A 12,747-nucleotide genomic window follows, 5' to 3' on the forward strand; every position below is an offset into this window, starting at 1 on the left:
AAGGAAGAAGGAAGAAGGAAGAAAAAATACCGAAGTTGGCTTTAGTTATCTACAATAGAAGCAAAAATAGCCTTGTCTGAGTTTTCAGTTTTTGAGATGTCAAATACAGTTATGACTACTGCTATAAATCAAGAAGTGAGGAGTAGGGAGTATTCAATAATTAATAATTGATAATTACCTCTCCCTAAAAGCAATGAAGATTGACTGAAAGGAAAATTTTTTCTTAACCGTATCTTTTTCAAGCTAAATTAGCTTCTGAAGTAGCTAATATCTTGAGCAATTTAGGTCTAGGTAATATCCTTTAGTAACTATTTATGCCAATAATGATTAAACCAAGAAACTGTAAGGCTTATGATTAGGTCAGGAGATCCCAAATGGGTTCTATATACAAAATTCTGTAAACAAGGAGCTTGATTTGCATTGATAATACAGCGGTGCTAAATGGAACTAAATCAACTTTTTTCTAAGGTTTAGATTCAAGTTTTTGAGCTACTTTAACTAGGATTTAATACTTGTTTCATCCAACTTACGAAAAATGGACTTAAAACTCCACTCAAAAATGCTAAGGAGTAATAATTTTTTTTCTGTCGTAACCAATAATTGTGTATTCGTGCATATCTATAATTTTATAAATCAAAATAACTAAACCGATGGTAGCTTCTAATCTATAATTTGTCCTGACAGCCAATCTTCATCAAGTATTTGTTCGAGAGTATAAGGGTTAATTTCTGGTAATTTCAGTTCCGATTTAACTTGAGCAATTTTTCTGGCTTTACCATAAAGATAATCTAATCTATTAACTAAATAATTCCGTAAATTTGTTGTGAGTTTTAGTTCCAACTGAGTTCGAAATGTTAAAATTTCTGTCTGCCAATGTCTAGAATTATCATCTCTTTCCTTTTCCCAATATTGATAAAATAGAAGATGTTGAATAATTAAAATCACGAAACTTTCAACCGTGCTTTTTTAACTTCTACCCAAGGCTTCTAACTCTGCAATTAAATTATCATAATCTATGCTCTCTAATTGACAATTATTTAGCAGTTTAATTATCTTTTCTAAGCACTCAAAATAATCATCCTCATAAAATAATTTTAAATCAGTAACTTGATTTTCATATTTGATTTTTGTATCTTATAAACTCCCGCTAAACTATTAAAAAACGTCTAACGGGAGAACTCATAAAATGTAAGTATTTCCTGCGGAATGCTGCGGAAACAGCTATTAGATCTCAGCTCTCATAAGGAGGTTTCAATTAATATAGCCAGCTTTTGTAGTAAGATTTAATTCCGACTCAATTATTAAAGCTTTTATCTAAAACTAAAACCAATAGCTGATAGCTGATGGCTGACTACTGAATGCTTAACATAAAATTCTAGATTAACTTAACAGCACGCAAGCCAAACATTAAAACTGTAGCTACACCTAAACCACCAACAAACAATACAACGAAAGCAATAATTCCATCAACAGTCATTAACTTTTCTCCAAAATGGCGAATAATATAAAATTAAGTCTAATATTTAATGTTCAAAATAGCAAAGTCTGAAATTATCCATGGCATCCATCACGGTTAAACTACCCTCCAAATCCTATGAAATAGCGATCGCTCCTGGCAACCTGGACCAACTTGGCCAAAAAATGCAACCCCTCCACTTGGTCAAAAAGGTCTTGCTGGTCTCCAACCCAGAAATATTTGGTCATTATGGCTCTAGAGCGATCGCTTCTCTCCAACAAGCGGGTTTTGATGTTTCTCACTGCACCCTCCCTGCTGGAGAACAATACAAAAACTTTCAAACCCTAAATAATATTTACGATGCAGCTTTAGCACACCGTATGGAACGGTCTTCGACAATGGTCGCCCTGGGTGGTGGGGTAGTTGGGGATATGACTGGGTTTGCAGCAGCGACTTGGTTGCGAGGTTTGAATGTAGTGCAGGTTCCCACCTCTCTATTAGCAATGGTGGATGCTGCTATTGGGGGAAAAACGGGAGTCAATCATCCCCAAGGTAAAAATCTCATCGGCGCTTTCCACCAACCACGTCTCGTATTAATTGACCCGGAAGTATTGAAAACTTTACCTGTGCGTGAGTTTCGGGGTGGAATGGCAGAAGTTATTAAATATGGAACTATCTGGGATGCGGAATTATTTGCCAAAATGGAGAATAGTCAGGAGCTTGATGAAATTAATCATCTCACGCCAGGGTTATTAGAGGAAATCTTGATTAGGTCTTGCCAAAGTAAAGCTGATGTGGTAGAGAAAGATGAAAAAGAATCGGGATTAAGGGCAATTTTGAATTACGGTCATACTATTGGTCATGCTGTGGAAAGTTTGACTGGTTATACTATGGTGACTCATGGTGAAGCAGTAGCTATTGGGATGGTGGCTGCGAGTCGGTTGGCGGTAGAGTTGGGGATGTGGGATGAACAGAGCGATCGCCGTCAGTTAGCTTTGATAGAAAAAGCTGCTTTACCGACGAGGTTGCCGAGTGGGTTGGATATTGAGGAAATTTTGATTTCTTTGCAGACGGATAAAAAGGTAAAAGCAGGTAAGGTACGGTTTGTGTTACCGACTGGGGTGGGTATGGTCAAGATTACAGACCAGGTTAGTGCAGATGTATTAAGGGGAGTCTTGGCAGGAATTAATTAAAGAAAAAGTCAGAATTCATAATAGTTTGATGAAATTTACTTGCTGTAGTTATTTTACGTTTAGTTTTACCGAATAATTAAGGTAAAATGCCTCTCCTTTCAAGGAGAAACAAGAAAAATGTTTCCTTTGAGTCAATCCTATCCGTTTTCAAATAGAGGTAATTATTAATTATTAATTATTAATTGTTTAACTACCTACTTAATCATCACTTTCATTATGAGTAAGTTTTGGTTTTTACCATTAAATAAAATCATACGATTTTAACTCTAAATCGTACAGATATAAAATCACATTATCAAAATAATATGGGTCGCGCAACCCCGCCTTTTAAGGCGAAATATTTTTGGAGCTTTGCTCAGATTCCCGTTACAAAAATGACTTCTGAGTTCTGAGTTCTGACTTCTGACTTTGTTAAGTCTATCCCAATTATGCTGGAATTATTATTTGTCTATACGAGCATTATTGGGAAAATTTTGCTCATTGTATTCATAAAGTTATTAGCGGATTTGAGATATTCAAAGGAGAGTTAATTCGTGTCATATCATGTATCGTAAGCATTCAGCCGTCAGCTATCAGCCATCAGCTATTGCTTATTTTTAGTTATAGATAAAAGCTTTACTCATTGAATGAGAATTAAATTTTACGCCTAAAAGCTGCCTTTAAATCTATATATTAAAATCCCCTCATAAGAGCTAAGAGCTGACAGCTAATAGCTGTTTGCGCAGCATTCCGCAGGAAATGCTTACCATGTATCTTTGAATACCCACCATAAAAATTTTAGGCAGCAGGGAACAGGGAACAGGGAGCAGTGGAGAAATTTATCAGAGAAAATATTTTATTATGGCTAATTAATAATACTTGCTCCATATCAATAATATTTTTTCATAGATTAAAATTACAGTAAATTATCCCCACAGCAAAAATTTATTCTATGATTAGTGGTTGACGAACTTTTCAGTTCGGAAAATGCTACCTATATTTGCTTTTATTTGTTATAAACAAATGTGATCTTACAAATTAAGTAAATTATTTAAAAAAGGATAAATTAGAATGCACTACATTGAACACTCTGTTGGGGAATTAGTAGTAACTCAACGCCATTCTGACGGCTATATCAACGCAACTAAATTAGCGAGAGCATACAAAAATAAAACAGGAAAGTATAAAAACCCCAATAGCTGGTTTGAAAAGGATAGAACAAATGAATACATAGAGCTTTTGTCTGATAAAACAAGAGTTGAGGTTTATCATCTTGTGGAAAAAAAAGGAGAAGGTAAAAATCAACAAGTTTGGATTCATCCTAAGCTTGCTGTTTCTTTTGCGATGTGGCTTTCACCTGAATTTGAAATGATGGTGTCTGAATGGGTCGAGCAATGGCTTTTCACAAATCAAAAACCTGCTATTCACGAACCTATAAAATTGCACCCTTACCAACGTGTTTGGTACGAACGCTTAAGGTTGTTTGAAGAGAAAACTAAACTACCAAAAGGTAGATGGTGTGTTTTTGAAGAAGTTGGTAAATTAATGAGGAATTTGGAATCTAACAATGTCTCTTTACATGATAGAGCAACTATTGACATTTCGGTTGGTAGAACTTGGTGTCATTGGCTAAAACAGAACGGATATGAAACAGATTTTGAACAGTATATTCACCATTATCCAGATAAAAGAGGTGAACAGCTTGCTAATATTTATCCCTATAAATTACTGGGAGAATTTCATCAGTGGCTAGAAGAAACTTACATCCCTGACAAATTTCCTGAATATGTCAGAAAATATGTGACTCCAGAAGAATGCAAGGTAATTTCAGAAGCTATTGGTTATGAAATTAAACCAGTTTTGAAAAGACTTAAAGCAAAGATTTAATCTCACAAATAGTGAATGTTTATGTTTGCTTAATTTGCGCTCAGGTGGAATAGATATTTTGGTGTTATCTTAATTATAAAATTATTTTGAGATTAGGATTTACAAGTTCTACAGACTTAAATAATTCTACTTATTACTATAGTAATTTTTCCTGCTAGCAGTGTACTTGACTGAAATGAAACTCGCTATAATACCCCCTATTTTACGAAACAATTAATCATAACAAGTATTTTCAATGATATAAATTAAAATGCCAAACAGATATTCCAAATTCCCAATAAAATGCTCACCCGCTTCAATTTCCACTTGATTTTCTGTCAACCTTAAAAACTTCCAATTACTCCCTGTTGTAACGATTCCATAAATACAATAAATTTGATTATTTTTCTATCGATTAAACAATTGAGCAGCAACCATTTCCGCAATACACTGAGCTAGTCCAGATTTAATATTATCGTTTTTTGCCTCAACAATTGTCACCACAGGAGCGGTTACCTCTAACTGTTTGGGAGAAGAACTAATTATAAAATCACATCTTCCCGTTAATCCCTTACTTTTATCCACATTAAATTCTGTGCCAGAAAATCAACTAATTTGGCGGTTAAAGTATTTTCTGAGTTCCACAATGATTGGAGAAATAATCAATTCTGTTTGCGGAGCATTCCGTCAGGAAACGAGCTTTTTCTGTATCAATTTCTAATGCCAAAGGAATATTTTCAGCCAAAATTTCTCTCAATAAGGCACTAGGATTTACAGATTTTATAGACTTAAATAATTCAACTCGCTCCTGAAGTATCAAATTAAATTCAACTTCTAATTGTGAGAGAGTAAATTCGCTGTAAGACATATTATAAGAGGGAAAGAAGAATTCATTAATTGATAATTGATAATGGATAATTGATAATTGATAATTACTTCTGGTTAAAACCGTTCTTGATTGAATATAAGGAAATATCCTAGCACTTTTTTTCCCCTTAAAAGAGGAGGCTTTAAACCAGAATTATTTAATTATTAATTATTTGGTAATACCAAATTGATAAATTTTTGCTACAAATAGCTAGGATATTTCTGATGATTTTAATAGTTTTGTGGAATGGGCATCTTGCCCGTTCCTGTTCTTTATATTTTCCCGTTCTTTATATTTTCGGATGGGCAGGATACCCACCCCACTTATATTCATCCCTTAATTCAGCAACACCTATTATTTTTGACAACTGATAACTGACAACTGAAATGACGATTCCTGAAATATTCGGTTTTGAATCACTACTTTCCTACCTTATAAAAATTAATCCGTCAATGGCTATGATTACTTAAGCACTTCTACTTATCTAAAATTTGTTTTTTTCAAGTTATCCAACCAGACAAACAATGTGAATATTGGAGATGATATTAACGTAAATACTAAGTTTTAGCTTGATTAAATAGAGGATTTTTTACTTTTAGCTATAAAAATAGCATTATATACTATGTACAAACTATGATACCAAATCGCTGAAACAACGCAAGTGCGTGAAATATTTTGTAATAATTGGGGGAAAATCAGATATTTTTTGATTAAAATAAATAATTTTAATTACTGACGCGATAAGTTAAATCTATAGTTTATCCCTCTTGTCTAATTTTTAATTTGAAACTACTTTTGGATAATTAGCGATCGCATTCCTGACAAAAAAGAGAATATTGCCTGAAATTCTTGTAGAGATGTTCCATGGAGCATCCCTACATTATTACTTATATAGAACCCCTGAGTGGGAGCTTTGGACGCGGTATATGCTTTTGGTTGCAGTCCTCAGTCATCATAAGTTGTGGAAATTCAGGAACGAGAATAGGGGAAAAAGCTAATGCGACCCCGCGCCACCCGATAGCGTAAGTAGGTAGAAAAATTCTCTCATCTCCCCATCTCCCCATCTCCCCATCCCCCCATCTCCTCCTCTATTTTTAAATAGATACCAAATGGGTTCTATATATTGCCTATTGACAATTTCAACAATCACTGGCTTCCTGACTCACTGACGCATTCGCCTCAGTCGCTTGCCACAACTTAAAAAGTAACAATTCAATCCGATCGCTCAACGCAGTAATAAAAATCCCATTCTCATATTCTGGATCTACTGTTATCCAAGTTCCTCCTAAACTAACTTCCACAAACTCATCATCAGTAACACAAAAGGCAATATCTTCTCCACCCTCCTTTTGCATAGCCATCTCCAACATCGACAACTCAGGTAAATTTACAGGTAGCAAAAAAGCTGCAGAACTTGGTTCAACTACAATTTTTTGACCAACTCGCATAGCCAAGATTACCCGTAGTGCTATCAACTGTTCGGGAGATTGAGCCAAACGCTCCATATAAAAGCCAGATTCAGTATAAGTTAATTTTAGCATTCCCGGTGGTCTCTCCTTTTTTAATTGGAAGAGCTTCGGATGTTATTGAGTAATTAATCTATAACTCAAAACTCAAAACTCTTTGCAGTTATTGAAATTAGTTTTGTTAGCAACATCTGGCGCTTAACGAAGTCAGAAGTCAAAATACCGTTTCACGGAAGTTAAAAGTCAAAAGTCAAAAGTCAAAAGTAAGATTTTATAGACTCCAAACTTTACTTAAAAGTCAAAAGTCAAAATACCGTTTCACGGAAGTTAAAAGTCAAAAGTCAAAAGTCAAAAGTAAGATTTTATAGACTCCAAACTTTACTTAAAAGTCAAAAGTCAAAATACCGTTTCACGGAACTTAAAAGTCAAAAGTAAGATTTTATAGACTCCAAACTTTACTTAAAAGTCAAAAGTCAAAAGTCAAAAATAAGATTTTATAGACTCCAAACTTTACTTAAAAGTCAAAAATAAGATTTTATAGACCCCAAACTTTTATGCCACAGTAATTTCAGTAAATTATTTCACTTATGTAATTTGAAACTATTTGTGACATTTTTAAAGTGAATTGGTATCGGATCATTAGACATCTCCAAAAATAAAAAATCAAATCAATTATCGTACAGAAATCATCAATGATTTCTCCCTATTCCCTATTCCCTATTCCCTATTTCCTCTTTTCTGGAGATGTCTATTATTTTGACTATTTTCTGCTCAAAATAATGACATCAAAATTTAGCTCTAGTTACTTCACTAGAACTAACGAAACTTATAGACAACTTTTTAGGTCTGCTTCAGTAAAAAAATAAAACCTTCTAAACCTCGTGTTGTCGTTCGCGCCAGAACTGTTCAGCAAATGCAATAGTCGGATGTATTGGTGTTTTCGGTTGATTTAATAATTTCATCCCTGCCTCATTAGGAGTACGACTACCTTTCATCGCATTGCACCTTTCGCAAGCCGTAACTACATTATCCCAACTATGTTTACCACCCCGAGACCGAGGAATAACATGATCTAAGGTGAGACGTTTAGTAGTCCCGCAATATTGGCAACGGTGATGATCCCGCTTTAACACTTCCTTGCGGTTGACTGGAGGAACTTTCCACTCCCGTTCTTGGGAGGCCATCGTTAGACGAATTTGTTCCGGCACATATAAGACCAAACTAGGAGAACGCACAGGCCAACCACTGCCATTATCAAAATCTAGAGGTTCAGCTTTGCCAGTAACCAACAGAGCGATCGCCCGCTTGATATTTACGCGGGTCATGGGTAAGTAGTTCTGAGAAAATACGACTACAGATTGGTTTAATACTTGAGTCATGCTGGTCACTGCTTTACCTCCTAAATTTAAAATTTTAGATTTTTTATAGCAACTGGTTTTTCAATTAATTAGCTATCAGCTATTAGCACTTCAGCACTTCAGCCTAAAAATTTGTGAATATAATTAGGTATCTGTTTACGGAGCAGTCCGCGCCAAGCTGACCGCTGATTGCTGAACTACTGAAATGCTTAATGCTTTTTAATTGTCCGAATTCAAAAATTAATTTTATTTTTCTATTTCCCGGTCCTATTTAAAACTAACAACCCCTGCTTCTACTTATTCGGAAGCGGGGGCTAGAAAAAAGATTTTTATACCTTTTAGTCTGACTTATGTACAGATTTTTTTGGTCTGTACCTCCCGCTTCTGAGAAATTGATTTGACCTAATGTTTGGCCGTTCAATTTGAAAAATATGATTAAATTTTTCGAGTAGCTCCAAACCTCCATCATCAATGCCAAAATCATTTCTATCAGATAATATTTCTCCCAACATCAGCCATGAAATAGTCCTACAACCTTCAAATAGGTTGTTTTCTGACAGAGGGATGGCTTGAATAAATGAATAGTTCACAGGAAGGCTCTCAAAAAGTTGGGTTTCAAATCTAACCTTTTTTATACTACACTAATATTACAGAGATGTCTACCTAAAAATTAAGGAGAAAAAAAATCATGTACACAATTCCTAGAACTTCAACTACTGATATGGAAGTTACTAGCATTCGTTTGGAAAGGGAGTTAAAGGATAGGTTGAAAAGACTAGCTAATAATAAGGGCTATCAAGCTTTGATTCGAGATATCCTCTGGAACTATGTCCAGCAAAAGTCTGGAGATTATCGGCCACAGTTTTCTCATTCGGATATTCGAGCTAGTCTTCCTGCAACGGCCCAACAGGAGGAACGATGTGTGCTTACTGGCAAAGTGATACGAGCAAATGAATCGATGTTATTAGGACTTACGAATAATGGTGATATGGTGCCCCTCAGTATTGATAGTATGGATGATTAACTAAAATTTATATTGGTGATGGGTGATCGGCAATTGAGAAGTATAAAAGATGACGATGCCCAAATTTATTTATTTGTCTGTTTGCCCATCACCTCTGTAAGTTGGGAGTGGGGAAGTAGGGGAGTAGGGGAGTGAGGGAGTGAGGGAGTAGGGGAGTGAGGAGAAAGATAGGGAGTAGGGAGTAGGGAGTAGGGAGTAGGGAGAAAGAATTAATTTGTCAATAGCTACAATCACTCAAGTACTTATCACGAATTATTTAGGATTGCTAGATCGCCAATCTATTAAGAAGTAAGCATTTCCTGCGGACTGCTGCGCAAACAGCTATTAGCTGTCAGCTTTCCGCAATGATATCCTAACCTTAAAGAGGGAGTTGAAATTAATATAGACTTTAAAGTCAGCTTTTGTAGTCAGATTTAATTCTGACTTAATTAATAAAGCTTTGATCTAAAACTAAAAAATAGCTGATAGCTGATAGCTGACGACTGAATGTTTACATTAAGAAAATATAGATTTTTTTTGAAACATTACTTACTTATCCCAGTAAGTTTTTGGCAATTATCTTTAGCAAAAAACTTTTTTATCTTAGTTTATCAAAAATTATATATCAAACAAATAAGTTGAAAATAGTTATATGCAAATAATCATAAAATCAATTAATAAATACCATGATTTATAAATGATTAAATGAAATTGTAGTTATAAGTTTTAGCTATGTATAAAAATATCAAGTTTTAAGTTGTGTTACTGACCTAAATCAACCAAATAAATTTGAACCCATATTTTTCCAAAATTTTCATATTTTTCATTTACCATCAACTGTGTAATACTTAATACCTACACTAAGAGAAAATTTTACTACTTCAACTAAGTTCATCAACAGGAACTTCTGGCCAAAACACTCAACATAGAGTCAGGTAGAAAACTGGTCATCGTAAAATCTAGTAGCCAAAATCAACTGAAATCTTAATTAATTTTTTTACTTTCTTCTTTCTTCTGTAGTTAAGCTATTATAAAATTTAAGAAGTAAATTGCTATTCTATAGTTTAGTTCAAGTGCCAATAAAAGTCGAAAAATTAATGCACAGTTAATATTAACTATAAAAATCTGGAAACTTAAAAAAATCTTTAAAATCAAACTATTATAGAAAAAATGAGCAGAAATAAACAACTCTTAAATCAACGTAAACAATGCCCTGAATCTCAACCAGATGATTTTTTGAAGATATTTAGTCAGTCTCCAGTAGGTACGTCAACTTGGAATTGGATTTTAACTAGTTCTCGTTCTGGAACAAATCAAATTTTTTTACCTCTGTCTACAGGAAAAGGGTTAACAACAGATTATGAACCATTATTTTTATTAAAAGTGTCTCCTGGGAAAAGTTGGAGTTTAGAAAGTTCTGTAAAGGTTACTGCTAAAGCAGGAGTTTTTATCACAAAAGTAGGTCCTGTATTTGTTGCACCACTATATGTACTTTTCAGGTTATCTGGAAATGATTATATTTATCACATCTGGATTAATCATTATGGTGGAGATATTTTACCTTCTCCTCTATACAAACTACAAAAAATGCCATATTTAACTCTACTCTTAATAGAAGATAAATTTCAGCCAGAAAGAGCAATCAAAATTGAGAATCAAATAAATTGGTCAAGTTTAATAACAAAAATTGAATCAGTTTCATGTTGGGATAGAAGTGTCTTTGAGAAATTCAATTCTTTAGTATATTCTGCTCAAGAATTGTGGAATAGAACTACAGAAGAACAAGTTAAAAAAACAACAATAGCTAAGTTAAACGATCGCTTTAGAAATGGGGATAAAAGTTTAGGAGATTACAAAATGAGTAGGCAAGTATTAGCATTACCCAGAAAAAAGCAAAAACAACTGTTTAAAGAAATTCAAGATTTTTCTAATTTTACATCAGAAAACGATCCTAAAGGTGAACATAATGGGGGTAAAGTTATAATGGATGATGTAGAATACGTTTGGAAAATTGACTATCTAGATACAAGTATGATTATGCTGTCAGATGCACCAGAAGATATCAATAAAACTACCAGAGTATTATTGGTAATACGAGCTGATGAATATTAGACATCAGTCAGTCCTCAGGAGTCAGTCCTCAGGAGTCAGAAGGGAAGAAAGAATAAGAAATGAGGAATAGAAGGAGAAAGTTTTTTTGTTTAGCTGGCGCACAACGCACGTTAGACGCACTTGGTAGCGAACTCGGTGTGAGGCAACAGTGGGAAATATTTTTCCCTCTCTAAGGTTCATTATTCAGTTTATTTCCTCACCAATTCTTTCCCTGTGCTATCAATAAATTTAGGGGCTTATTTTTGCGTTTAATTGATGGAGAACATAGATTTTTTAATAAATGCAAAACAGTATTCAAGATATTAATAACTGAAAAAAAAATCAAGGAATAAAATAGTGATTTCAGGAAAAGCAACAATAGCGGCAACTAAGTCTTATGCTCAACTCCATCAAACAGAATGTCTTCAAAAACACTTCCGAGAAATTAATAGCTTAACAATGAGTTCAATAGGTATCGGCACATATCTTGGAAAATCAGATGCCACAACAGATAATTTAGTCACAGAAGCAATTATTAAATCGGTAAAAAGCGGAATAAATTTAATAGATACTGCTATTAATTATCGGTCTCAACATGGAGAAATGAGTGTTAAAGCAGCTCTTGTTCATTTAATAGAATCACAAACAGTATCGAGAGCAGAATTAATTATTTGTTCCAAGGGCGGTTTTATTCCTAACCGAGAAAGAGAAAAATGGTTTAAACAAGAGTATGTAGATCACCCCAAATTTAATATTCAAATGACAGATATGGTGGCAGGAATTCACTGTATGCACCCAGAATATATTCAAGACCAACTAGAGCGCAGCTTAATAAATTTGGGAGTGGAAACCATTGATATTTATTATTTACATAATCCAGAAACTCAACTGGGAATTATTCCTCCGGATGAATTTTATCGTCGTCTGAAAGCTGTTTTTGCAGTGTTAGAAAAAGCTGCTGATGCTGGCAAAATAACTGCTTATGGAATAGCTACTTGGCAAGGTTTTCGAGTGCCACCAACAGATGCAAAACATATAGACTTAGCTAAAGCTAAATCTATCGCTCAACAAGTAGCAGGTGGAAAAGGCGATCGCTTCCAATTCATTCAACTGCCAGTAAACTTGACAATGCCAGAAGCAGTTATCACTCCTACTCAACCTATAGACAGCAAAATTTTACCTGCCATTACCGCAGCAAACCAATTGGGTATTAATGCGATCGCCAGTGCGTCCATTGCCCAAGCTAAAAACCTCATGCAACTTCCTCAAAACATCATTCATAGCATTGAAAATCTGAAAACAGATGCAGTACGCGCTCTCCAATTTACCCGCAGTGTGCCTGGTTTATCTTCGGCCTTAGTTGGAATGAAATCTCCTAAGCATATAGCAGAAAATCTGGCCTTAACTAGCATTCCTCTATTAGATGCTGCGGACTTTAACCAGTTAATAGACTTTGTTGGATGAATT

11 protein-coding genes and 1 pseudogene are annotated in these 12,747 nt (G+C 34.5%); 5 read left to right on the forward strand and 7 right to left on the reverse strand.

Translation table 11 applies throughout. The features are described 5' to 3' along the window. Nucleotides 1-660 precede the first annotated feature (660 nt). Together F6K18_RS14440 and F6K18_RS14445 are read right to left on the reverse strand one after the other, a co-directional pair. Nucleotides 661-1,125: pseudogene (locus tag F6K18_RS14440) on the reverse strand (DUF29 domain-containing protein). A 250-nt stretch (nt 1,126-1,375) separates the two neighbouring features. After that, on the reverse strand, nt 1,376-1,477 hold the full coding sequence (locus F6K18_RS14445) for a cytochrome b6-f complex subunit PetL (RefSeq protein ID WP_124144714.1): 102 nt from the start codon (nt 1,475-1,477) through the stop codon (nt 1,376-1,378). An 80-nt stretch (nt 1,478-1,557) separates the two neighbouring features. On the opposite strand from F6K18_RS14445, the gene aroB reads away from it, so the two are divergent. Then, a complete protein-coding gene (aroB, locus tag F6K18_RS14450; protein WP_287521785.1) occupies nt 1,558-2,649 on the forward strand; it encodes a 3-dehydroquinate synthase in 1,092 nt (363 codons plus the stop codon). A 1,050-nt stretch (nt 2,650-3,699) separates the two neighbouring features. After that, a complete protein-coding gene (locus F6K18_RS14455) occupies nt 3,700-4,515 on the forward strand; it encodes a KilA-N domain-containing protein (protein ID WP_287521786.1) in 816 nt (271 codons plus the stop codon). Nucleotides 4,516-4,902: 387 nt separating this feature from the next. Here F6K18_RS14455 and F6K18_RS36625 read toward each other — a convergent pair whose 3' ends face one another. The 5 genes from F6K18_RS36625 to F6K18_RS14475 form a co-directional block, all read right to left on the reverse strand. Beyond that, a complete protein-coding gene (locus F6K18_RS36625; protein ID WP_353735081.1) occupies nt 4,903-5,079 on the reverse strand; it encodes a hypothetical protein in 177 nt (58 codons plus the stop codon). A gap of 37 nt (nt 5,080-5,116) precedes the next feature. Next, entirely contained in the window at nt 5,117-5,362 is a 246-nt protein-coding gene (locus tag F6K18_RS36630; protein ID WP_353735082.1) for a hypothetical protein, read from the reverse strand. A gap of 1,139 nt (nt 5,363-6,501) precedes the next feature. Continuing rightward, nucleotides 6,502-6,903 (reverse strand): alr0857 family protein, encoded by a 402-nt coding sequence (locus F6K18_RS14465; protein WP_287521788.1) that lies wholly within the window; start codon nt 6,901-6,903, stop codon nt 6,502-6,504. A gap of 797 nt (nt 6,904-7,700) precedes the next feature. Next, on the reverse strand, nt 7,701-8,207 hold the full coding sequence (locus F6K18_RS14470; protein ID WP_353735084.1) for an HNH endonuclease: 507 nt from the start codon (nt 8,205-8,207) through the stop codon (nt 7,701-7,703). 317 nt (nt 8,208-8,524) lie between these two features. After that, on the reverse strand, nt 8,525-8,776 hold the full coding sequence (locus tag F6K18_RS14475) for a hypothetical protein (RefSeq protein ID WP_287521791.1): 252 nt from the start codon (nt 8,774-8,776) through the stop codon (nt 8,525-8,527). 98 nt (nt 8,777-8,874) lie between these two features. Here F6K18_RS14475 and F6K18_RS14480 point away from each other — a divergent pair, with 98 nt between their 5' ends. The 3 genes from F6K18_RS14480 (at nt 8,875) to F6K18_RS14490 (ending at nt 12,744) form a co-directional block, all read left to right on the forward strand. Next, nucleotides 8,875-9,210, forward strand: a complete 336-nt coding sequence (locus F6K18_RS14480) for a ribbon-helix-helix domain-containing protein (RefSeq protein ID WP_124144708.1) — start codon at nt 8,875-8,877, stop codon at nt 9,208-9,210. A gap of 1,149 nt (nt 9,211-10,359) precedes the next feature. After that, entirely contained in the window at nt 10,360-11,301 is a 942-nt protein-coding gene (locus tag F6K18_RS14485) for a DUF3768 domain-containing protein (protein ID WP_287521793.1), read from the forward strand. A 336-nt stretch (nt 11,302-11,637) separates the two neighbouring features. Further along, the gene (locus F6K18_RS14490) at nt 11,638-12,744 is read left to right on the forward strand and encodes an aldo/keto reductase (protein WP_287521795.1); all 1,107 of its coding nucleotides are present in this window, start codon (nt 11,638-11,640) and stop codon (nt 12,742-12,744) included. Nucleotides 12,745-12,747: the final 3 nt, after the last annotated feature.

The sequence above is a fragment of the Okeania sp. SIO2C2 genome (assembly GCF_010692625.1).
GTDB classification, from domain to species: domain Bacteria; phylum Cyanobacteriota; class Cyanobacteriia; order Cyanobacteriales; family Microcoleaceae; genus Okeania; species Okeania hirsuta.

Coding starts and splice junctions, on each gene's coding strand:
- F6K18_RS14445 (WP_124144714.1), bottom strand. CDS start 1,477: ATGACTGTTGATGGAATTATTGCTTTCGTTGTATTGTTTGTTGGTGGT.
- aroB (WP_287521785.1), top strand. CDS start 1,558: ATGGCATCCATCACGGTTAAACTACCCTCCAAATCCTATGAAATAGCG.
- F6K18_RS14455 (WP_287521786.1), top strand. CDS start 3,700: ATGCACTACATTGAACACTCTGTTGGGGAATTAGTAGTAACTCAACGC.
- F6K18_RS36630 (WP_353735082.1), bottom strand. CDS start 5,362: ATGTCTTACAGCGAATTTACTCTCTCACAATTAGAAGTTGAATTTAAT.
- F6K18_RS14465 (WP_287521788.1), bottom strand. CDS start 6,903: ATGCTAAAATTAACTTATACTGAATCTGGCTTTTATATGGAGCGTTTG.
- F6K18_RS14470 (WP_353735084.1), bottom strand. CDS start 8,207: ATGACTCAAGTATTAAACCAATCTGTAGTCGTATTTTCTCAGAACTAC.
- F6K18_RS14480 (WP_124144708.1), top strand. CDS start 8,875: ATGTACACAATTCCTAGAACTTCAACTACTGATATGGAAGTTACTAGC.
- F6K18_RS14485 (WP_287521793.1), top strand. CDS start 10,360: ATGAGCAGAAATAAACAACTCTTAAATCAACGTAAACAATGCCCTGAA.